We start from the raw sequence: 23,006 nt of genomic DNA, 5'->3' as shown, positions 1-23,006 counted from the left end.
ATCTAGTAATTATCAGTATTGGTTACGAAAGCAATTCTTTTACTATCTGGTGACCAGCTAGGCACATTTATAGTTCCTTGGCCACCATAAATATGGGCGAGTACTTTGGGTTCTCCTCCTTTAAAAGGCATAATACGTAACATACAATGCTTGTAGAATGGATGCTCACTCGGATTTATATCTTTCGGAAAGGAAATAAAAACAATCCATTTTTGATCCGGACTCACATGTGGGAACCAATTATTGTATTCGTCGAAGGTTAGTTGTTCTTGTTTTTTGCCATTTGCTTTCATTCGATAGAGCTGCATGGTACCTGACCTTACTGAATTAAAGTAAATAAACTTACCGTTCTCACTATATTCAGGTCCGTCGTCTAATGTCGGTAAATCTGTGAGCTGTTCCTCTTTTCCCGACTTAACATTGACAGAGAATATATTATAAGCACCATTTCTGTTACCTGTAAATAGCATCTCTTTATTGTTTGGCGACCAACCATGAAAGTAAGACGCACCAACCCCAGGTTTTGTCACCATTTTGGGTAGCGAATCACCCTCTGTAGGTAAATAATATAAAGCAGAAGAGCCATTATCTTTTTGATTGTGATTACTGATGCCTAATAGCTTACCGTCAAAAGTAAGTACATGGTCATTATTGTTATTCACTGCAAAACCAGTGTTTAGCGGAGTAATAGCGTTTGTTTCTAGTTCATAATTATACAGATGACCTTTAGAATTGTAAATCAATTTTTTACCATCGACTGTCCAATTGGGAGCTTGAATTGAATGAGCTGAATGATGAATAATTTTTCTGTGTCCGGTTTCTACATCCATTAATTCTAAATTACTACCTATATAATTTCGATAAGGAGTATAATCTTCACTAACCGGTTTAACGATTCGTACATTACTAAATGTGGCACTTTCTAAAACTTTAGGATTATGGGAGCAAACATATAACCCTACATATACCTCATTGTCAAGGTTTATATCGGTTAGCTCTACAGTGGTAAACTCTTCGCCAAATTTTGCAGTAGACATGATATACGTTGTACCACGTCTTTCTAATTGAATAATAGTAGGGGACTGGTCGTTAGACTTCATCTCTTCAGTGAGTCCACCTACCGTTTTTCGGTATTGTAAAGAGGTGAGTCCGTCACCATGAGTACTGGCGTTTACATGAGCAGAATTCGTGTCTAAGCTGTTTTTAATGATCCAACCTGTTTTTCGATGAGGGTCTTGGCCATCACCATTAAATTTTACGGTAGCACGAAGAATAAAATCACCTTGTAACGTCGTCCATAAGTACTGAAACTCATCGTTACCGAACCACATATTGGTTCCAGCCCCGGTTAGGGTATAGGTTTGATTTTTAGCATCATAGTTGGCTGTACCTTTTACTTTGGGGTTTCCGATGGCGGTTTCACCATCAAAAATTCCGATTTTATGTTGTGCTGGTAACGTGTTGCTAATTAGGAATAGGGAAAGGGTGAAAATTAAGGCATGTACTTTCATAAAGATCAAATATTGTTGGTTGTTGAGTTGTAGTTTAAATATACTCTTTAATTTCGTTGATAATATTAAGCTTTTTGTGATATTCTCAAAAGCGTATGTTCTCAATTTAAAAAATTCATTAAAAATTGATGTTTTTACTACCATTTCGCTCAGTTTTACGTTAAAAGAAGCCTAAAAAGGGAAGGTTTTGCGCTGTAATTCGTTTTTGGGTATTGAGAACAATACCTTTACGATTCAATTAAGTTAACTAGTAGAATTTAATAGTATGAGCAAAGTAAAAGCAGATGATTTAGTACGAGTACATTACACAGGTAAATTAAGTGATGGACAAGTGTTTGATAGTTCGGTAGATAGAGAACCTTTAGAAGTAAAATTAGGAGAAGGTAGTTTAATACCTGGTTTTGAAAAAGGATTGGTTGATATGCAACTGAACGAGAAAAAGACTATAGTTATTGCTAAGGAAGAAGCTTACGGTGAAAAGCGTAAGGAACTTTTTCAATCCGTAAAAAAATCAGATTTACCAGAAGATTTGAAAATAGAGGTCGATATGGCACTTATGGCTACAAACGCTGATGGTAGTGAAAAACAATTACGTGTAGCTGAAATAAAAGAAGATGAAATTGTAGTAGATGCAAATCATCCTTTGGCCGGCGAAGATTTAACTTTCGAGTTAGAGTTGGTTGAGATTAAATAAATAGCATACGTTTTATAAAAAAACCGCCCTTAATAGGGCGGTTTTTTTTTGCTTTGATAGGTGATTAAGGTTTGTTCGTACCATGATATAAATTAGAGAATAAAACATAATTATCTTAAATTGTGCCACCTTAGCCCTGCATAATTATATAAACCATTCAAAAAGTAGTATTGATATGACCATCCTAAAAAATACCACCTTTACTTTTAGAGCATTAGTACCCGCTACGGCACTACTTATTATGTTTCTGCTTGTCCTGTCTTGTTCAGAAGAACCTAAATCAGCAGACCAAGAAGAATGGGTAGCTATGTTCAATGGGGCCAATTATGACGACTGGACACCAAAATTTGCTGGCTACGAACTTGGAGTGAATCATAATAATAGATTTGTTTATCAGGATAGTCTTTTAAGTGTTAGGTATGCTAAAACAGATACCTTTAAAGGAAATTTTGGGCACTTATTTTACAAACAAAAATTTTCACATTATAAACTAAGAGCAACGTATCGGTTTGTTGGTGAGCAAATGACCAACGGTCCTGCTTGGGCTTTTCGAAATAATGGTCTTATGTTGCACTGTCAAGAGCCTGCAACCTTGGGTTTAGACCAAGATTTTCCAATATCCTTAGAATTGCAACTTTTGGGCGGTGACGGTACCAATGAACGCACTACGGCCAATTTATGCACACCAGGTACCAATGTGGTACTGAACGATAGTCTTTTTACTACGCACTGTGTCAACTCCACCTCAAAAACCTATCATGGTGACCAGTGGGTTACTGCAGAAGCTTTGGTTCTTGGTGATTCTCTTGTACAGCATATCATGGATGGTGAAGTTGTTTTAGAATTTAAATCACCTACCATTGGTGGTGGTAATATCTCTGGATATAACGAAAGTGCCTATGAAGAGGGGAAACCATTAAAAGAAGGGTATATCTCGATTCAGGCAGAATCTCATCCTATTGATTTTAAAAGTATAGAAGTATTGAATCTTTGTGGTTGTATGGATGAAAAGGCCAAGAATTACAAATCTTACTATGTAAAAGCAGATAATACCACATGTATTTACGAATAGAAAAATTACAAATAACAATGCAGAAACGAATCGTACTTTTTTTAGCCATTAGTATAACATTATTGGGCTGTAAAGAAGTAAAAGAAGAACAGAAAGTAGCACCAGAAGCTATAGCAGTTGAAGCAGAGGAAGCTTCAAAATCGGTATATGAAGATTTAGAGGGTAACCCTATTGAATTGGCCGATTATAAAGGAAAACGGATACTTTTAAATTATTGGGCAACGTGGTGCAGACCTTGTATTGAAGAAATGCCTGCTTTATTAAAATTACAAGGTGTTTTAGAACAAGAGAACTATGTATTTCTATTCGCTTCAGACCAAACGGTGAAGAAGATATCAGCTTTTAAAGAAGCTAGAGGATTCGATTTTAAATACATTAAGTACAACGGTAATTATACCGAACAAAAAATAAATGCCTTACCCGTTACTTTGATATATAATGAATCAGGGGAGCAGGTATCACGATTTGATGGCGGAATGACGTGGGATAGCCCAGAAATGATTGAACAACTAAGAAAAATACACTAATGCGCACAAAACCCTATTTCTATACATTAGCTATAGCATTAACCCTTATCGGTTGCAAACAAGAAGCCAAACAAGAAACAAAACAAGAAATACCAGAAACTAAAGTTTCAGTAGTTCAAGAGATGATTTCTCCGGCAGGCACATCTAGTTCCTTACCGCATTTAATGTCGAATAAAGACGTTGCACTACTTTCTTGGGTAGAAACTGCAGGCGACACTTTAAAGACCATGTATTATGCAGAATTGGTCGATGACATATGGCAAAAACCACAAGCTATACTTAATGGTAGCGATTGGTTTGTGAATTGGGCCGATTACCCGATGATTACCGAGAATAATGGTAGTCTATGGTCACATGTATTAAAGAAATCTACGGCTGGTACGTATTCTTATGATATTAAGATGAATGTAAAGCCAAAGGGAGCTACGGAATGGAAAATCGATATGCCATTACATACCGATGGTACACCAACAGAACATGGTTTTATGAGTATAGAACCGTATAACAATAACTTTTTTGTGAATTGGCTCGATGGGCGAAATACAGAAGAAAATGAAGTAGGGGAGCGGGGAGCGATGACACTTAGGGCAGGGGTAGTATCGAACACAGGTGAGGTATTGCAAGAGTATGAATTAGATGCTAGTACGTGCGATTGTTGCCAGACCACTTCGGCCATAACGGATAACGGACCTATTGTTATTTATCGTGATCGCTCAGAAGATGAAATTCGTGATATTTATATTGTTCGATTAGTAGATGGAAACTGGACAGCACCTAAAGTACTACATGAAGATAACTGGCAAATAAAAGGATGCCCGGTTAACGGACCAAAAGTAGCGGCTTTGGGTAATGAGGTTGTGGTTGCTTGGTTTACAGGAGCTGAAAACAACCCGAAAGTAAAATTAGCATTTTCAGCCGATGGTGGTGAGCATTTTCAAGAACCTATCGTAATCGCTGAAGGTATGGTGATGGGCAGAGTAGATGTTCTTTGGATGGATGAAGATAAGGCAGTTGTAAGTTGGATGGAATCGAAAGACAAACTAGCCGTTTTCAATGCGATGATTGTTTCCAAAGATGGTGCCGTTTCTAATAAACAGGTGATTGCTGAATTGGATGGTTCTCGAAAATCAGGATTTCCTCAAATGGAAATTGTGGAGGAAACCCTTTATTTTGCTTGGACGGAGCAATCTTCGTCAACGTCTAAAATTCAAACAGCAAAAATGCCAGTAAACGCGTTTATGTTTAATTAACCGAAATAAGGTTGATATCAAATACCAAAACAGAACCACCAGGTATGCTACTATAATTGAAACTACCGTAGCCTAAGTGTGCTGGTACTAATAATATACCGTTGCCACCTTCATTGAATAATGCGATTCCTTCTGTCCAACCTTTAATAACCTCGTTAAGTCCAAAATCTAGACCTGCGGCAGAACTTTCGTCAAAAACAGTACCATTTAGAAAATATCCTTTGTAGGCAACCGTTACATTAGAAGAAGCACTTGGTTTTGCGCCATCGCCTTGGTTTTCAATGATGTAGTGTAAGCCAGACTCCGTTTTTATAGAAACTAAATCGTTTGCCGTTAGGTAGGCAATGATGTCTTGCTCATTAATTTCAGAATAATCAAAAGGTTCTTGAATAGGAGCGTTGTTATCAGCATCATTAGAATTACATGACACCATTAGGGTCATTAGAAAAAGGACTACAGCGTATTTCATTACTATTTTTTTTTGTGAAGATATAATCTTGCCAAATAGTGAACTAGAAATTTAAGTTCTATTTAATCATTTTATGATATGGCAAAGATGCTATTGAATGAAGGTGTTCACTGAAAATTGAATGCTACAGTGCTTATAAAGGTATTTTTGAAATTTTATCGCCTGAACCTGAGAATCAAATATGACAGCTTCGGTAATGCTATTTGCTAAAACGAGGTGTCCGATAAGATACTCAACGTAATAGGTATTGTTTTCAGAAAGAAGAACAAAATTTTGGCTAGGGTTCAAATCGATTATTTTATGAAACTAAAATATAATATTTTATAATATGATCCAAATATATGTGCTTTTAATTTGATGTAAGGGTGATATAAAGGGTAATGACCACTGATAAGTAGTAGCGATGGCTACCATAAAATTTAAAATTACTCATGATTTCAATTTGTGGCATCATAATTGAAATATGTACAGTAATTATTAATATTTAATTATAGTACAATGAGTAAAGGAACAGTAAAATTCTTCAACGATGCAAAAGGCTTCGGATTTATTACAGAAGAAGGTTCAACGAACGATCATTTCGTTCACATTTCAGGATTAGTAGATGAGATACGCGAAGGCGATGAAGTCGAATTCGAACTAACCCAAGGAAAAAAAGGATTAAACGCGGTAAACGTAACAGTTATAGATTAAGACGCTTAAACTTTAAATGCAATGCCCATCAGCAATGATGGGCATTTTTTTTGTCTTACAATCGTTTATAATTATCCTGTAAATGAATAAATAGGTTGGTGAGAAGGAAACATAGGACTAATAGGTTATAGGAGCCTTTAAATATTCTATTTTACATAATATAAATTATAGAACAAAACCATCACATTGTAACTTATAGGGGAAATCTCGTTTGTTAGCTATAATGATATTATGTAAAATATCCCTGAACCTATGAGAATTGATTAAAACTCACAACAGGGTCATCAACTTCTTTTAAGCGGTGTCTGCGACGCATATTTTCATTTGTTCCATAATTTGCCGTTATGTAAAATTGCAGCTACCAAACACTCGATTGCTTTTTAAATTCTAAAATGCTTTCCCAGCAGCATCAACTCGAAGCTTCATAAAATTGATTCTCAATCAATTTTATGAAGCTCGTAAATTTAAACACAATTTGCCAGCGCTTGCCAACGCCACGGCATAAATTCAAAATATTAAGAATCTTTTGAATTTTGAGCGAGTTGATGCTGATGGCATTTCAAGTATAGTGTTTCAATAAATTTTTCAGGAGATTCTCGGCAGCTTGACTCAACAGCTTAAAATTTCTCTGCGAGGAAATTTCTAAGCACTTGCTACTACTATCCTTTGTTTGAAGCTTTTCTTTAGGTGTTCCTAATATTATGTAAAATAGACCTTCAACATTGTAACCAGTAATCGTAATGTTTTATCTTTTTTCTTGATACGTCAAAGTATGCTTTGAGCGTGATGAAGCGCTGGCGAAATCGACGTAGGAGATTCATGAATACCTTTAAAAAAATTATTTATCAATGAACTAAACAAAAAAAATCAAGGCTTACAGATAATTTTGGAACAGGACTGAGCGTAAAGAAAATGTACCCAAAGTACATTTTTAGCGAAAGAGCCGGCTGGCGTGGTGGCGCTCAGTCGCTATATTCTATAACAAAATTATGAAGGTTGATAACCTTTAGAATTTTGAACGAGATGAAGAGTTGACCTTTTTAGTTCTAAAGCCCCTACTCTATCAAATAAACATTATAGCTATGATGGCAGCCGCATCAACTCACCGACAAAACCAATCACCCGCTGGGTAATTACTTTTTCTCGTGCCCTCTCCTATTGTTTTGCCAAAATTCTCTTAGGCCGTTTTGACAAAGCATCCTCTGGGTAGAAACGTTAAATTATATCTTAAATAATAATGAAGGAAAATTCTCCTCTATTGAAAATTTCTATTTAGAATTATCAACTATCCTATTTTTGGGGAAGCCTACATTTTGACTAAAATTTTAGGAGGTAGGAAAAACAAAAGGGGAGCTCATAATGCTCCCCTTTTAACTTATTAATTATTATTGTTTTTAGTTTTAAAAGAAAATGTTTTATTATATATCAATTACTTTTTTTTAATCACCAATTGATACACACAAGGAATTACCACCAAGTTCAATATGGTAGCCGATAATAATCCACCTAAAATAACAACAGCCATAGGGCTTTGTATTTCACTTCCTGGTTCGCCACCTTTTAAAGCTAATGGAATTAACGCCAAGCCTGTTGTAAAAGCTGTCATTAAGATTGGATTTAAACGGTCTAAAGCTCCTGTTTTTATCAACTGAAACCCTTGCATTCCTTCTTTTCTTAAATCTTCATAACGTGAAACCAATAAAATACCGTTACGTGTAGCAATACCGAAGAGACTTATAAAACCTATGGTTGCAGCAATACTGATGATTCCTGATGTGAAATACACAATTAAGATACCACCTATTAAAGCTAACGGTAAATTAATCAATACGACAAAAGCCAATTTTACATCTTTAAACTCGTAATATAGTAACAGAAAAATGATGGCTATTGCAATAATTGCAGTTACCAAAAGTAATTGCGATGCTTTAGATTCACTTTCAAACTGTCCGCCATATTGTACACGATAGCCTTCTGGCATATTCACATTGTTTGCAACCACTTCCTTGATTTCGTTTACTGCACCCCGTAAATCTCTGCCTTGCACATTGGCAGCAACTACTATTTTACGTTGTACATCTTCACGATTAATAGTGTTTGGACTACTTACAGATTGAATGGTTGCTAATTCACCTAATATGGTTTGCCCACCATTTGGAAGACTTATTAAGGTATTATTAATGTTTTCAATATCATCTCGAAACGGTTTTTCATAGCGCACTATCAAATCAAAATACTGTTGCCCTTCATAAATTTCACCTGCTTCCTCTCCTGCAAAAGCAATATCTACTTGTTCCATTAAATTCCCAACAGTCATTCCATAAGCGGATAGAATTTGACGTTTAGGTTTAATACGAATTTGTGGCACTTCAATTTGCTGGTCTACCGCAACATCTGCTAATCCATCAATATCTTTGATGTTTTGCTCTACTCTTTTTCCAACTTCAAACAAGCGTTGTAAATCTGAACCAAAAATTTTAATAGCAATATTGGCACGTGTTCCCGAAAGCATATGGTCAATACGGTGAGCGATTGGTTGACCCAAAGTAATATTTACTCCTGGTGCAATGCTTAATTTGTTTCGGACTTCTTCAAAAAATTCTTCTTTGGTTTTGTCTTTCAAAATAAAGGGTACATCTATTTCTGATGCATTTACGCCTTGCGCGTGTTCGTCTAATTCGGCACGACCTTGTCTTCGGGTAACAACTTCTACTTCTGGTAAATTCAATAAAATAGTTTCTATCAATTTTCCCGTTTTGTTGCTCTCTTCCAAGGACATTCCTGGTGGGCCAACGACACTAATTACCAGAGAACCTTCATTAAATTCAGGTAAAAAACTTCTTCCCAATTGGGTTAACACCAAAAGACTTATGATAAAGGCTATTACTGTAGTTCCAATAATGGTTTTTGGGATTTTTGTGGCACGTTCCAAGAGGTTACCATAATGTTTCTGTAACCAACGTTCCACACGTGTACCTTCGGCTTGCTTGTTTAAAAGCTTTTCGTTATTCAATAAATAAGAACACAAAATTGGTGTTACAGTTACAGCGACAATTAATGAGGTTAAAACAGACGTTACAAAAGCAATACCTAAGGGTTGCAATAATCTACCTTCCATTCCACTTAAAAAGAATAGAGGGATAAATGATACAATAATAATTAGTGTTGCGATAATGATGGAACTTCTAATTTCTACAGATGCATCACGAACAACCGTAATTGTTGATTGACGTTCTGCTTTTGGTTTTTTTATGTTCTCTCTTAATCGTTTATACACATTCTCGACATCAATAATGGCATCATCCACTAACGCACCAATAGCAATTGCCATTCCTCCTAAACTCATGGTGTTAATAGTATAACCCAACCATTTTAAGATGATAATGGATACCAATAATGAAATTGGAATTGCCAATAAGGAAATTAAGGTCGTTCTCCAATTCATTAAAAAAATGAAAAGAATAATCATTACGAAGAATGCACCTTCCAATAAGGTTTGATTTAAATTACTGATGGATGCATCAATAAAATCTGATTGTCTAAAAATTTGACTTTTGATGTTGACACCTTTTGGCAAGGTTGTTTGTAAATCAGCAATCTCCTCATCCAAACGGTCTGTCAATGCCAATGTATTCACGTCAGGTTGTTTTGAAATGGTTAAAATCACCGCAGGATTTGCGTTTAAAGAACCATCACCAATTTTATCAGCAGCTCCAATTTTAACCGTAGCTACATCCTTGATTTTTATAGTTTGTCCATTAACCTGTTTTAAAACCGCTTCCTGCAAATCTTCTAATGCATAAGCTCTACCACTTCCCTTTATGATGTATTGATTACCATATTGATTAATCACGCCTCCTGGTGCATTTTTGTTTGCTTCCTTAACCTGTTCTACCAATTCAGACAGACTGACGTTGTAATGCTTCATCTTTTCGGGATTAGCAAATACTTGATACTGCTTATAATCGCCACCAATGACTACCACATTGGCAATACCACCAATTGCTTTTATACGTGGGCGAATTGTCCAATCTGATAAAGTTCTTAACTCCATTGCCGATAAGCTATCCGAAGTCACACCCAAGAGCATTATTTCTCCCATAATGGATGAAATTGGTGCCATTGTTGGTGCTCCAATGCCTTCGGGTAAATTTTCCCTTACCATAGGAATACGTTCGCTTACAATTTGGCGTGCACGATAAATATCGGTTCCCCATTCAAATTCTATCCACACAATGGAAATTCCTGCTGCTGATGACGAACGGATACGCCTTACATCTGGCGAACCATTTAAGGCTGTTTCCAATTGATAGGTTACTAATTTTTCTACTTCTTCAGATTCCATTCCATGCGCTTCGGTAAGAATTGTTACCGTTGGCGCAGTAAGGTCTGGGAATACATCGACGTTCATTGTACGTGCATAATACACGCCCAATACACTCAAAGCAACCGCTCCTAATAAAATGAGCAATCTATTTTGAAGTGAAATTGATAATATTTTGTTTAACATTTGCTTCGTTTTTAATGTTCGTGACCGTGTGCAGGTGTTGAACCAGACATTGAAGCCATTTTAACTTGATATGCACCTGTAGTTACTACCACTTCACCAACTTGTAAGCCTTGAAGAATTTCTACATTTTCGCCATTGCGTTTTCCGATTTTTATAGGTCGTCTTTCAAAACCTTCACCAGAAAGTTGCACAATAACAGAATAACTTCCATAGTCTTCCAACAAAGCACTTATAGGAATCATTGAGTTTTGGGTTGCATTACCCATTGCAATTTGAACCTGTGTTAGGCTACCTTCTGGCATATCAACATCATCATTAACTTGTGCAAATACTGAAATAAGTGGTCTGTTATTATCTACATCTTTAGCGATGGATAGGATTGAACCTCCAGAAGTTGCAACATTACGCCATTGGCCATCTTTTGTTTGATACCAAATACTCTGTGCGTTTTCCATTGTAAGGCCATAAGAAGGTGCAATTTGAGTTTTTAATACTCTGGATTGATGCGTTCCAACTGTTACCATTGCTACGCCTTGGTCTACATAATCACCATTAGCTACATTAATTGCTGTGATGTACCCATCAAAAGGTGCACGAATTTGCTTTCCTCCACCAGAAACACCTGACGAAAGACTTTGGTAATTAGATTTTGCAATGTTGTAATTGCTTTCTACTTTTTCAAATTCTGCCTTAGGAACAATTTTAGATTCGTATAATTCCTTTTTTCGTTCGTATTCAGATTTAGCTTGTTCATATTTCGCTTTCGCGGAAGCGATTTCTGTACTCAAATTATTGGATGCTAAACCTTGACTACTGACTTCGATTAATAATTGTCCACGTTTTACCAATGTACCTTCTGTAAGATTACTAACAGCAAAATCGACTACACCATTGGATTTAGCTACCAATATTTTTACTGAACCTGATGCAGGCGTCCAAACTCCAGATGTATTAATCACATCATAAATTTTTCCATTAACCACAGGTGCTGTTTGAAAGTCGATTTTCCAAGCTTGCTCTTTTAAAAACGAAATGCCTGCATCTTCACTTGCAGCACCTAACGCATTTATAGCATCTTCTTTTGAAGCATAAACAATGATGTCGTGAACAATTAGCGTATCGCTGAATGTGGGTGTTTTAATATCAAATATTAACTTGAAATTACCTGCTTCTTTAGGTTGCAGTGATGGCGAAAATATGCCAGGTGATGATGGTGATTCCGCAGTATTTCGAATACCTTTATCGCCTTTAATTAAACTTACTGTAACCTCGCCCTCACGAACAGGTTTATGTTTATCTAACACTGTAAAATGTGCAGCAAAGCGACTGTTTTCACCAACTACTAAAGCTGGAAATTCAACAAATAACTCTGTTTTATCTGTCCATAGTGTTATACTTTTTGCAGGAATAGATTCTACTTCGGAAGCAGTACTATCCTCTTTTTGATTTCCGCAAGACATTAAGAGCATTACGGATAATAAGATTATATATTTCATAAATATGATGTTATTGAATTACACCTATGATGTTGTAATTTCCTTTAGTAGTTAAGGTAATAGTGATGTCTTTTGAACTTGTGTTTTTCCAATACCAACCGTGAGAACCTTTATAAGGTATAGTTACTTTCCCTTTTGCAGCATCTGTGGTACCATTAGCATAGCTCTCAAAATAACCTTTTGGATAACTGTCTTTATCTTCTGGATCTCCGTGAAAATCGTAGCGTAGAGGCGCATCAGCATTCCACTCATATTCTAACTTTTCATATTGACCTACCTTGAATTTATATTCTAAGGCCTTATTAGCTTTTACGACAATTGTTGCTTCATTGCTTTGTTCATTAGTTACGCTATTTTCTTCATTGTTTTTAGATGTTCCATTCACATTAAACTCCTCTTGTCCAACAGCAACTTTGTCTTCTTTATGATTGCCATCTGCATCATGTTCGTGACCGTGTTCTTCAGTATTTTCTGTTTTTTTATTAGCGTCTTTACAAGAGGTTACGGTAATAATTGAGCCTATAGCTAAAGCGAATATTATTTTTGAAATTTTCATAATTGTATATTTTAAAGTTTATAATTGATGTTTTAATAATTGTGCTTGAAGCAGTTGTAATTCCTTTTCCATTTGATGCATTTTATCTGAAGCATTTCTGTAAAATTGAAGCTCTATATAGTAATCCATAAATGAATACTCGCCCAACATATAAGCCTTAAAAAGTAATTGCTCACTATTTAAATTACGCATAGTGGTTTGATACTCGTAGTACTTTTCGAGCTTCAATTCGTATCGATTAAAGGTTTCCTGAAACTGTGTATAAAGTGAAGTGGTAACTACCTGCGTGTTAGACTGCTGATACTCATAACTTGCTTCGGCAGCTTTTACTTTGTTCTTGCTACTCCATAATGGAATTGAAAGTCCACCGTAAAATCCAGAATAATTACTACCGCTAACACCTTGATAATTATAGCCAAGTGCAACGTTTGGCAGCGCTTTGTTTTTTTCCAGTTTTACGTTTTGAAGTGAAGCTGTCTCATTGACCTTTAATTCTTGTAGTAAAGGGTCTTTCGCTAATTTTTCCTGCCAAAGACTTTCTACCGTACCAACTTCTATAGGCAATGCAATACCAGATGTAACACCATCTATTGCATTACCTCCGTTCAACGTTTTGAGTTTGGAAAGCAAAATTCGGATGTCGCTTTCAATCTGTTCCACAACAAACTGCTCTTGAATCCAAGCGATTTTTGCTTTATTCAAATCTAAAATGCCAACCTGTTCTGCATCAAAAAGTCTTTGGATTTGGTCAAAAACCTGTTTGCTCTGGGTTTTTCTTTCCGTTTCAATAGCTTTTCGCTTTTGCAAGAAAGCAAGTTCCAAAAGCGTATTTTTTGCTTTCAATAAGACTTCCAATCTTTTATTAGCATAGGCTGACGCTAACTGTTGTGATTTAGATTCGTTCCATTTGCCACGTGCAGCATATACCGTTGGGAATTCAAAAGATTGAGATATTTGATATTCGGTATAATTTCCAGTTGCGTTATCGCCAAATGGCAAATAAAAGCCAGAAAGCTGTGGGTCGGGCAAATTGTTGTTACTCCTGTTTTCGAGTTGCTGGCTTTCAACAAACGATTGATAGCCTTTTAACTCTGTATTATTCTGTTCTATTTCATTAAGTAGTTCCTCTATGTTTTTATCCTGTGAGAAACCATTAACAATGAACAGGCATCCGCAAATTGCGGACACGATGTGTTTATTCATTATGTGAAATTTTAGGTTAAATCTTGCCTGTCGGCAGACAGGTCTGAATTTTTAAAAGGAAAAAGTACCGTAGCGATACTATAGTCCTAATCGATTAACCTAAAGATGGTGGGCCTCGTGAGTCGAGAGATGAGAGGTAAGAATTAAAATATTTATTAGGTGGATGATAAACAGACGGTTTGCTATTTTGCCTATATTTAATTGAAAAAACCCCTTTAATATCAACAGTACTCTTTGCAACATCCTTGTCAACAATGGTCTGTTTCTCGATTGTATTTCTTTCAAGTAAGACTAAATCGCTGGCCACCGTAGAATGGATATGCATATCCATAACGAATCCTAACAACCCATAAGGGGAATCTTCTTCTTTTTCTTCTTGGGAACTATCATCGTGATGATGGTGTTCGCTAGAATGTGCAATATTTGTATGGGAATGAGAATCGGCGTGCTGATGATGCAAGTGTGGGAAAGCTTGATGCAGTATCATTAAGCTAAACAAGCCTAAAAAGAAAAATGCTGCTATTTTATTTGCTTTTTGCATCGAAAACAAATATAGTATTATTTTTATCAATTACAGTATATAACCATCCACACACATTCTACTACTCTCCTATCGTCGCTTCGTAAAAAGAGTGTTCCATTAACATCGTAAAGAAACATTTTAGAAGAAAAAAATAAAGGAAATGATGTATTAAACTTTCGCTTTTACCAAAGCTCAAGTTACATAACGCGGAACATTATAGTACAAAAAAGAGTTTGTAGATTATAGGAACATTCAGCTTGTAAGCTATAATTCTATATTATGTAAAATATCCCTCAGCCTTTGAGAATTGATTAAAACTCACAACAGGGTCATCAACTTCTTTTAAGAGGTGTCTGCGACGCATATTTTCATTTGTACCATAATCCGTCATTATATCAAATAGCAATAAGTTATTTCTAATTTAAGTAAATTCCTAATTGATGAATCTGTTCATCCTTCAATACGCAATACGCCAACGCTTCTACCCATCCAAAAAATATGGGCCACTCAGACCTTTCCCATTTATACCGAATAACACAAGACATTATAGTACGTTTTGTAGTATTAGTTTACCCATTGGCCAAAACAATCATCAAAAGCAGTATAAATTTGGAGTCAATTCATACCGTTCAGGTAAAATTCGTTACTTTTAGTTACATCGAGTGCTAATTACCTGATATACTATATTTTATAATTAATAAACAATTCATACTATGAACCGATTAAAAGAACTTAAATCTTTCACTTTAGTTATGCTCCTGTTTGGTTTTATTGCAGCTGGCTCTTTGAGCTCTTGCAGGGATCAAAAAAAGGAAGAAAAAACCGAAGAACAGGCAGAGCATCCTGAAGGCGAAGAACACCCGACTGAAGAAGGTGATGAACATCCTGCTCAAGAAGGCGAAGAACATCCTGTGAAGGATTCTGTATCAGGGTAGGATTACCAGTTTTTCTGAACGCTCTTACTCCGCTTTCCTGCGAAATGAAAAAAACGTCTCTGGAAATGCCGGAGTTTTACCTATTTCCATAACTGGATATGCGAGAAAGTTAATGGGTCCGATTTGCGGTCCAGGTTCGATTAGAAGATCCCGACCTCGGCTGAATTCGATACGATTTGCCGGATGCCGGCCAAAGTAGTAGGTTGCTAAAGCAGAATATTTATTGGCTTCACTGATATCCACAGGCCACCATTTTCCTTCTGCATGAAACTCTGCCCAACAGTGATACCCATCGATACCTCCTTCGTCGCGATCAGAAGGGATGGAAGCTCCTACGGCGAAACGTGCGGGGATACCTGCCGATCTAGCTAAAGAAATAAAGAGCGAATGGAACTCGGTGCAATTGCCGGTAAGGGTGTCGCATGCGTACACTGCATCACCCGTACCATACTTGCCCGCCTTGATGTATTTCATATTGTCGGTTACATAATCATATAGGGCTCTTGCCTGCATAATAGCACTCTCATTATTTTTTAGTCCAATAATGGAATCAGCCAACACTTGAAACCGGTCACCTACAGGCATTAGGATGCTGGGATTCAAATATTTTGTTGGAGACGATGCTTCCTCGTAAGGCTTCTTCTCTTGCCTTTCTACATCGTAGACTAGTTCCAATTTCTTGCCGCTATGTTCCGAAGAAAACTCCATATAAAAAATAGAATTTCCGTTGTTCTTCTCCTCGAGTATTTGATATGCTACCGGAGTTTCAATATTCAATAGTTTAACCGTTTGGAAACGGTCACTTTGCGGCATTGGAATCCACATTTTAGCAGCTATTTTCATTTCAGGTAGCGTAACTTCATAATGAAATTCAAATTTATCTTCTCCTTCGATGACTCCAAGCAAATCGGATGTTGCATTTAGGACAGGCATTCTATACCACGTTTTATCCTTACGCTGTTTCCAAGTGTAAAAAGGTTTGCCATTTAGCTTGTGTAAGGTCGTTTCAGTTACGGTCATGCTACCAGGATCGCCTTCTAAGAAAAAATCAACATCGTATACATCTCCACTTACATCGGCAAGATCTACACAGGCAAAATGACGTCGTGGACCTAAATTGGAAAGGTATTCCGTATGTACGCGCACCAATTGCAGACGCAGATTTCCCTCTTCTGTTGTCATATTAAAATAGCCCTCCCCTTCTTCTACCTTTTTAGCGATATTGGCTTCGATGCCGACTTCAATATCAGCGGTAACTACTTTAGGGATGTTCTTATCGGCAAGTGTTTTTTCTTCTTTTTGCTTTGTACTTGAATTGCAGGCCATCATCATTGCGAACAAAAAGATAAAAATAACTCGAAGGTTTTTCATTCTATGACAGGATTAATATTTATATGAATTTACGATAATTCCGTCGTTCTCCAATAAATAGCATTCCGCTTAACTCGATGCAAATAGGCAGACTATCTTTGAATTTAGCGCAAACTTAAAAACGAAATAGAATTAAAAATAATGAAGCTTAATTTGAATTATAAGATAGGATATTCCATTTCACACACATTACTTCTACCGTTGGCTCGCATAATACCTGTTTATACATTGCTGGTTTATTATTTTTATAGGTATTCATGAACCTCGAAAAGTGCTCGGTTTCATTACCTTTTGAAGAAACCTTTAAAAAAAAATAAAGAAAGTGTATTATAAAATAAGGCCAGCACCGCGACCCGCTCAAAAATATAAAGATTCCCAATCTTTATATTTTGTGCCGTACCCAAGCAAAGTGTCATAATGCAAGACATTATAGAACATTTATAGCAAATAAAATAGCGCATTTCAGCGCTATTTTATTTGTCCTGGGATCAGTTATGATAGTTTAATGTATTCTTCTATTTAAGCAAATGCTAAAATACGTATCTTTGATGTATGGAAAACCATACATGTATTCGACTGGAAGCCGATGCTATGCAGATAATGGACTGTCGGTCTTCAATTGCAGCACTAGACAAACCGTTAAGTTATATTGCCGAGGTTCTCAACCTTGCGGGAAATAAGGTTAGACTTCAGATACTATTCTTGCTCCAAAGAGAAAAAAGACTATGCGTTTGTGATTTGAGCGATATACTTGAAATGAACGTATCAGCAATATCTCAACACCTAAGAAAACTAAAGGATAGAGATTTAATCTACGCTACAAAAGAAGCTCAGACGATTTTTTATGCGCTTAACAAAGACAAGTTGGCGACATTAAATCCCATTCTCGATTTGTTGAATACGGAAAATATAGCGGTATGATTGAAAATAAAAAATTGATTGGAACATCTATGCTAACTGCCCTAGCGGCATCTATATGTTGCATTACGCCTGTACTTGCAGTATTGGCAGGAACTACGGGTTTAGCGTCTACCTTTTCTTGGATAGAACCTTTCAGACCTTATTTAATTGGTTTTAATGTTTTGGTTCTAGCCTTTGCATGGCACCAAAAATTCAAACCTAAAACCGCAGCCGAAATTGATTGTGAATGTGATGATGAAAAACCAAAATTTATTAATTCCAAAGGTTTTTTGTTTTTGATAACGCTGTTCGCTGGAGTCATGTTGGCATTTCCATCCTACTCCCATATTTTTTATTCCAGTCCAGATGCAATTAAGGAAATCGTTTATATCGAGCAATCGAATGTTAAAGAAATCAGAGTAACCATTGAAGGAATGACCTGTACGGGTTGCGAAGCGCATATTGAAAGTGAAGTCACCAAACTTGATGGAATACTCCATGTTAAAGCAGATTATGAGGCGGCTAATACAATCGTAAAATATGATGAAACCAAAGTTGACCTTGAGAAAATAGAAACTGCCATATTAAGCACAGGATACAAAATAATAAAGTAATGGAGATACAATTAGAATCTACAATTACCTGCCCTAAATGCGGTCATAAAGCAAAAGAGAAGATGCCCACAACGGCATGTCAGTTCTTCTATGAATGTGAAAATTGTAAAATAGTACTAAAGCCCAAAGAAGGAGATTGTTGTGTTTATTGTTCGTATGGAACAGTAAAATGCCCTCCGATACAAGAGGGTTCTAGTTGCTGTAATTAACCAGTAAAGGTTCTTTTCTTTTTTTTCTTGATACGTCAAAGTATACTTTGAGCGCGACGATGCGGCGGCGAAAAGTACATTTTTAGTGATGGAGCCAGCTGGCGCGGTGGCGCTCAGTTCCAATAATCTAGAAAATATTCTAACTGGTAATAAACTTCTACCCTATTTGATTATTGATTACAAGAGAGCTTTTAGGTTTATGCCAGCCGCTTCAACTCGCAACTTTTTTAATTGATCCTTGATTATTTAAAAAACTCGTGAGTAAAAATCTTGTATTCGATAAAAAGCTATAGTCTAAGGTAGATTTTAAATACCTTCATCTTGGGTTTAATAATACAATCTAAAATCAAGTAATTTGCAGACATTGTAATGTCTTTGGTGCAACTCTTCTACAACCTCTAACATATTATCATCTTCTTTAAATAAGTTAAAGAATGCCTTATCAAGGTTTGAACTGCTTATTCCATTATATTCATTACCATAGCCAGAAACAGCTTTTGCGCCAGTGATATCTAAAAAATATTGTGCTTCTTCTTCGTCTAAATCTAGAACTTTTGCATTGGAGAAATGTAAAATCTTTCCTTTTAACTTTCCTTCAAATAGTTCTGCAATTTCTTGTAAACTATAGTAGTAGTCATTTAAACAAATACTATTTGCTTCACCGGCCATAACCAAGTAGATGATTTCATAGTCTTTAAAATTATGATCATCCAAGACCAGTGCATTTAAGCTATCTTCTAGTCCTTCAATGGTGTCGCACGTTTTATAAATACTTGCTATTCCATATTTCATGGCCAATTGTTCCAAGTTTTCTTGTGCTTCGGTAACCTTGTCCGTTTCTATATCATGAACCCCTTCTAAGCAATAAATGAAATAATCAGTATCTATAGATTGTTCTTGGGGTAATTGTTGTCTTTTCTCTAACAAGTTTCTGAAATTATGTAAAGTATATGAACCACAAAATTACTGTAACTCTTCTATTCTTTTCAGCGTTTTCATATAAAATACTGTTCTATACACATTACCCTCCCCTCCTGCCGTTGGTCAGTTCATAAGTGTTTAATTACCTTTTAGGAACTTTCACCAAAAAGGCGTAACTTGAAGATGCGACATAATTTTCGTCTTTAGTTGAACTTAAATAGTTCACAATGCGATTTAAGATTGCGAAGACAAAGAGCCATTACATATTTCTTTCCCCTTGGTTCAGTGACTTTTATAGCAGTCCCCATTAATAACCTTTAATATAGTATATCATGAGCAAGTTCGTTATACTCGGCATTGTTGTCGGGGTGTTTCTTTTTTCTGGCATTCGAATCATTTTTGAATATAAAAGAGCAATTAAATTTAGATTTGGAAAGTATATCAAAACCCTACAACCTGGTCTTCGATGGATAATTCCTATTATTGAAACCATTCAAATTGTTGATATAAGAGTAATTACTTTCAACATTGATTCGCAGGAAGTCATGACCGAAGACAACGTTCCCTGTAGTATTGATGGGGTGGTCTTTTTTAAAATAAACGATCCAGAAAAAGCGGTTTTGGAGGTTGAACAGTACAAGTTTGCTATTACGCAACTTTCGCAAGCTGCGTTAAGGGATGTTTGTGGTAAGGTGGAATTAGATACCATTCTTTCAAAACGTGAAGAAATGGGCAAGAACATTAAGGAGATCGTTGAACAAGAAACCAAAGATTGGGGCATTATCATAAGTGATGTCAAAATAAAAGATATTCAATTGCCCGAGAACATGCGCCGTATGATGGCAAATCAAGCTGAGGCAGAACGTTCGCGAAGAGCTCAAATTATCTTGGCTCTGGCCGAAGAACAAGCGGCAGGTAAACTATTAGAGGCAGGAAAACTAATTGATCAGTCTCCATCAGCTATCAAATTGCGTTTGTACCAAACCTTGTCTAATATTGCTGCGGAAAAAAATTCGACTATACTTTTTCCTTTCCCAGAAGAGATGATGCCTAGAAAAAAAGAAGAGTAGACTTAGAAGCTGAATAGTTTTTCAATAATCCTATGTATTGCGTTAATTCCTCCTAAAGATGAACGTCTTTTATAGTATTACAGTATAGTAACGTCGGAACGCTATGGCCATGCCACACATAGTACATTCCTCACCTCCCGGTAGCTATCGGAATCAGCTCGCATAATACCTGTTTATTCATTGCTAGTTTATGGTTTCTTTAATGGTCGTGGTACTAAAAGTTTTGTTTACACCATAGAACGCAACCAATGGAAGTTGTCAGATAAAGCCCAATCAAATTATTAGAGTTGTTATATATCTTTGGGCTAAATACCTCTTAAATAGTACTACTTTTTTTTGTTAGTAATTTAATACCTAGCAGTATTAAGACTACTAGTAAAGCAACAAAAAATATTGTGGTTGAGATACTTTTTATTACTGAAAAGATACTGGCTGTTTGAACTGCTGTTTCAGTAAAATCTGGATAACTATTAAGCATTGAGATAATTCCGAGGTTTTCGAGATAATCTGCAATTCCTGCAATAACGGGCAAAAGGCATAGATAAATAAATGGTGTATGAAGTTTGTTTATTTTCTTTAGAAAATATGCCATAACTAAGCAATAGGAAACCCCAAAGAGTAATGGATAAATCATATCTACAGGTATTTGGTTGGTTAGATACGTTTCACGCCCGATGTCGTCAAGAGTACTGAACAATTTGTTTACATAATTGAAATCATAGCCTGTTGGCATCATATCTAATAACTTCAGCCCATTAGAAAATGCCATTGTTTTCGGAATTGTAACCATTAGCATAAAAGCATAAACTAAATTGGTTAGAATGAAGAGCCCAAAAACTTTCTTTCCTGATATATTTTTCTCGATAATTTTATTCAAAATCAACATGTATAAGATTTACAATTCGTTTATTATCAACACTATTTTGAACGTGTTTAGACTGTTCTAATAGTATTACTTTCTTTAATGAAGGGAATATTTTATTGGCACGTTTAATCATTTTTTCGCCAGGAAACATCAAGTCATTTTTAGCTGCTATTAGTGTAATTGAAGTTTTTATAGCTTTGGCAGCTTGCGTTTTAATAATGGGTACTGGCGAAAAGTCCATTTTAAAATGTAAAAATACTTTCGATAGGAATTCTATTGCAAAGGCGTCTTTTTCTGTAAACAGCTCATTTAAAAAGCGTTCTACATATGTTACTTTTTTTGTTTTTATATAACGCTTCATGGGTATGAACACTTTAAACAATGCTTTTAAAGGATTTCCATTTACAAGATATGCAGGCGCCGTTAGAAACACTTCTTTTATATTGGCATCTTTAAACTCTAATGCTTTTAAAATGACCAATCCTCCAAAGGAAAATCCTGCAAGTGTTACATTTTTTAGTTTTAAGTGATCAATTACTTCGTGTAACCACTTTCCATAATCATCATTTTTCATTGACAACCGTGTTTCTGCACTTTTATTGGGTTGTGCCAATACATCAACTGCAAAAACTTGAAAATGCGCTTCTAAACCTGAATAGGTTTCCAGGGCAATTGGTGCACAACCATTTGAACCATGAACAATTAGTATTGGTGGTTTTGAGGCATCTCCAACAATAATTACATTGGTTTTACCAAAAGAGGTTTCAACGTCTTGATACTGATAATTGATATTTAGACCCTTTAACTTTTGGTTATAAAGGTTTAAAATTTCTGCTTTTCCTGTTTCAGACTTGTATAATGATTTCATTTTTAGCTAATAGATTTAATCTTAATGTTATTTACTATAAATTACTGGCATCTGCCCTTTCCATTTAGTCCATAAGTCGTCATTAGTAATTAAACTAGCCATAAAGTGACCAACATTTATACGACTCACTTTACCTGCATTAAAAATTGCACTTCGTGTTGGTGAAGGATGTATCTCATAATCGGTAACTTCTTCCTCATTAATCAAACCATCTGGTCTAACGGCAACCCATTCAATAGAAGTATTTTTTTGACCAATTTGAGTTCGTAAATAATCTGCAGCTTTTTCATTATCTACATGAGGTGGTAATAATAAACGAAGAAGCCCAATAACACATTTTTGAGCAAAAGATATAGGTTCGTATACGTCTCGATTACGATTGCCTGTAGTATTCATTAAAACAAACTTTGTTGGGCTTTGCAGATTATTTGATTTAATAGCATCGCATAATCGTTGAGTAGCATCTGTTACCAATTTTCTAGGTTGCCCGTAAACTCCTTTCCAAGTTAAATTATGACCAAGGCAAGAAGCAACTGCATTACAATCATGTACAATTTCACTCATCTCGTTACCACTTAATTCTAATAGGCTAGCAGAGATAATTTGCAGATTATCATTGGTTTTCCATGATTTTGGTAACTTTTCAGGAGATCTTACAATTACTTTTACTTTATGTTTTTGAATTAGAAGTTGCTCAACTAATTTATTGCCTGTGGCACCACTTGCTCCTATTACTAAAACTGTCATTT

Annotated in this window: 23 protein-coding genes; 10 read left to right on the top strand and 13 right to left on the bottom strand. The window is 35.9% G+C overall.

Going from position 1 to position 23,006, the window contains the following annotated elements; all coding sequences use genetic code 11:
* Positions 1-2: 2 nt before the first annotated feature.
* Positions 3-1,511, bottom strand: a complete 1,509-nt coding sequence (locus B5X55_RS15220) for a TolB family protein (protein WP_079513627.1) — start codon at positions 1,509-1,511, stop codon at positions 3-5.
* A 265-nt stretch (positions 1,512-1,776) separates the two neighbouring features.
* On the opposite strand from B5X55_RS15220, the gene B5X55_RS15215 reads away from it, so the two are divergent.
* From B5X55_RS15215 to B5X55_RS15200, 4 genes are all read left to right on the top strand, one after another.
* A complete protein-coding gene (locus B5X55_RS15215) occupies positions 1,777-2,205 on the top strand; it encodes an FKBP-type peptidyl-prolyl cis-trans isomerase (protein WP_079513489.1) in 429 nt (142 codons plus the stop codon).
* Positions 2,206-2,380: 175 nt separating this feature from the next.
* The gene (locus B5X55_RS15210) at positions 2,381-3,277 is read left to right on the top strand and encodes a 3-keto-disaccharide hydrolase (protein ID WP_079513488.1); all 897 of its coding nucleotides are present in this window, start codon (positions 2,381-2,383) and stop codon (positions 3,275-3,277) included.
* A gap of 17 nt (positions 3,278-3,294) precedes the next feature.
* Positions 3,295-3,804, top strand: coding sequence for a TlpA family protein disulfide reductase (locus B5X55_RS15205; RefSeq protein ID WP_143814516.1), 510 nt, complete (start codon positions 3,295-3,297; stop codon positions 3,802-3,804).
* Complete coding sequence (locus B5X55_RS15200; protein WP_079513486.1) at positions 3,804-5,054, top strand: hypothetical protein; 1,251 nt, start codon at positions 3,804-3,806, stop codon at positions 5,052-5,054. Before B5X55_RS15205 ends, B5X55_RS15200 begins: the two co-directional genes overlap by 1 nt.
* Here B5X55_RS15200 and B5X55_RS15195 read toward each other — a convergent pair.
* Positions 5,047-5,523 (bottom strand): FKBP-type peptidyl-prolyl cis-trans isomerase, encoded by a 477-nt coding sequence (locus B5X55_RS15195; protein ID WP_079513485.1) that lies wholly within the window; start codon positions 5,521-5,523, stop codon positions 5,047-5,049. The two genes, B5X55_RS15200 and B5X55_RS15195, sit on opposite strands and share 8 nt — an antisense overlap.
* Positions 5,524-6,021: 498 nt before the next feature.
* Here B5X55_RS15195 and B5X55_RS15190 point away from each other — a divergent pair, with 498 nt between their 5' ends.
* Positions 6,022-6,216, top strand: coding sequence for a cold-shock protein (locus B5X55_RS15190; protein WP_079513484.1), 195 nt, complete (start codon positions 6,022-6,024; stop codon positions 6,214-6,216).
* A gap of 1,429 nt (positions 6,217-7,645) precedes the next feature.
* Here B5X55_RS15190 and B5X55_RS15185 read toward each other — a convergent pair.
* The 6 genes from B5X55_RS15185 to B5X55_RS19150 all read right to left on the bottom strand — a co-directional run bounded on the left by B5X55_RS15185 (position 7,646) and on the right by B5X55_RS19150 (position 15,049).
* Complete coding sequence (locus B5X55_RS15185) at positions 7,646-10,726, bottom strand: efflux RND transporter permease subunit (protein WP_079513483.1); 3,081 nt, start codon at positions 10,724-10,726, stop codon at positions 7,646-7,648.
* Between the two features lie 11 nt (positions 10,727-10,737).
* Positions 10,738-12,222 (bottom strand): efflux RND transporter periplasmic adaptor subunit, encoded by a 1,485-nt coding sequence (locus B5X55_RS15180; RefSeq protein ID WP_079513482.1) that lies wholly within the window; start codon positions 12,220-12,222, stop codon positions 10,738-10,740.
* Positions 12,223-12,232: 10 nt separating this feature from the next.
* A complete protein-coding gene (locus B5X55_RS15175) occupies positions 12,233-12,778 on the bottom strand; it encodes a hypothetical protein (protein ID WP_079513481.1) in 546 nt (181 codons plus the stop codon).
* 18 nt (positions 12,779-12,796) lie between these two features.
* A complete protein-coding gene (locus B5X55_RS15170; RefSeq protein WP_079513480.1) occupies positions 12,797-13,981 on the bottom strand; it encodes a TolC family protein in 1,185 nt (394 codons plus the stop codon).
* A gap of 94 nt (positions 13,982-14,075) precedes the next feature.
* Entirely contained in the window at positions 14,076-14,522 is a 447-nt protein-coding gene (locus B5X55_RS15165) for a hypothetical protein (RefSeq protein WP_079513479.1), read from the bottom strand.
* 398 nt (positions 14,523-14,920) lie between these two features.
* Positions 14,921-15,049: a hypothetical protein gene (locus tag B5X55_RS19150; protein ID WP_262494163.1), complete on the bottom strand. Its 129-nt coding sequence runs from the start codon at positions 15,047-15,049 to the stop codon at positions 14,921-14,923.
* 168 nt (positions 15,050-15,217) lie between these two features.
* Between B5X55_RS19150 and B5X55_RS15160 the strand changes: the two genes are divergently transcribed.
* Positions 15,218-15,439 (top strand): hypothetical protein, encoded by a 222-nt coding sequence (locus B5X55_RS15160; RefSeq protein WP_079513478.1) that lies wholly within the window; start codon positions 15,218-15,220, stop codon positions 15,437-15,439.
* Positions 15,440-15,463: 24 nt separating this feature from the next.
* On the opposite strand, the gene B5X55_RS15155 is transcribed toward B5X55_RS15160, so the two are convergent.
* Positions 15,464-16,810, bottom strand: coding sequence for a transglutaminase-like domain-containing protein (locus tag B5X55_RS15155; RefSeq protein WP_079513477.1), 1,347 nt, complete (start codon positions 16,808-16,810; stop codon positions 15,464-15,466).
* Positions 16,811-17,401: 591 nt separating this feature from the next.
* Between B5X55_RS15155 and B5X55_RS15150 the strand changes: the two genes are divergently transcribed.
* From B5X55_RS15150 to B5X55_RS19055, 3 genes are read left to right on the top strand one after another with little or no spacing between them, the layout of a single operon-like run.
* The gene (locus B5X55_RS15150; protein ID WP_449405330.1) at positions 17,402-17,731 is read left to right on the top strand and encodes an ArsR/SmtB family transcription factor; all 330 of its coding nucleotides are present in this window, start codon (positions 17,402-17,404) and stop codon (positions 17,729-17,731) included.
* On the top strand, positions 17,728-18,324 hold the full coding sequence (gene merTP, locus B5X55_RS15145) for a mercuric transport protein MerTP (protein ID WP_079513475.1): 597 nt from the start codon (positions 17,728-17,730) through the stop codon (positions 18,322-18,324). The genes B5X55_RS15150 and merTP overlap by 4 nt, the downstream gene beginning before the upstream one ends.
* On the top strand, positions 18,324-18,533 hold the full coding sequence (locus B5X55_RS19055; RefSeq protein ID WP_079513474.1) for a GDCCVxC domain-containing (seleno)protein: 210 nt from the start codon (positions 18,324-18,326) through the stop codon (positions 18,531-18,533). Before merTP ends, B5X55_RS19055 begins: the two co-directional genes overlap by 1 nt.
* A 327-nt stretch (positions 18,534-18,860) precedes the next feature.
* Here the strand turns inward: B5X55_RS19055 and B5X55_RS15135 are convergent, their stop codons facing one another.
* Positions 18,861-19,460, bottom strand: coding sequence for a DUF6642 family protein (locus B5X55_RS15135; RefSeq protein WP_079513473.1), 600 nt, complete (start codon positions 19,458-19,460; stop codon positions 18,861-18,863).
* Positions 19,461-19,786: 326 nt separating this feature from the next.
* Between B5X55_RS15135 and B5X55_RS15130 the strand changes: the two genes are divergently transcribed.
* Positions 19,787-20,524 (top strand): slipin family protein, encoded by a 738-nt coding sequence (locus B5X55_RS15130; protein WP_079513472.1) that lies wholly within the window; start codon positions 19,787-19,789, stop codon positions 20,522-20,524.
* A gap of 316 nt (positions 20,525-20,840) precedes the next feature.
* Here the strand turns inward: B5X55_RS15130 and B5X55_RS15125 are convergent, their stop codons facing one another.
* The 3 genes from B5X55_RS15125 to B5X55_RS15115 are packed head-to-tail and all read right to left on the bottom strand — an operon-like array spanning position 20,841 to position 23,004.
* On the bottom strand, positions 20,841-21,401 hold the full coding sequence (locus tag B5X55_RS15125; RefSeq protein ID WP_394332851.1) for a hypothetical protein: 561 nt from the start codon (positions 21,399-21,401) through the stop codon (positions 20,841-20,843).
* The gene (locus tag B5X55_RS15120; protein WP_079513470.1) at positions 21,394-22,257 is read right to left on the bottom strand and encodes an alpha/beta hydrolase; all 864 of its coding nucleotides are present in this window, start codon (positions 22,255-22,257) and stop codon (positions 21,394-21,396) included. The genes B5X55_RS15125 and B5X55_RS15120 overlap by 8 nt, the downstream gene beginning before the upstream one ends.
* A 27-nt stretch (positions 22,258-22,284) precedes the next feature.
* Complete coding sequence (locus B5X55_RS15115) at positions 22,285-23,004, bottom strand: NAD(P)-dependent oxidoreductase (RefSeq protein ID WP_079513625.1); 720 nt, start codon at positions 23,002-23,004, stop codon at positions 22,285-22,287.
* Between the last annotated feature and the right edge of the window lie 2 nt (positions 23,005-23,006).

The sequence above is a fragment of the Maribacter arcticus genome, from assembly GCF_900167935.1.
Lineage (GTDB): Bacteria > Bacteroidota > Bacteroidia > Flavobacteriales > Flavobacteriaceae > Maribacter > Maribacter arcticus.
Note: the sequence above shows the minus strand (reverse complement) of the source record. Positions and strands in the feature narration are given on the sequence as shown.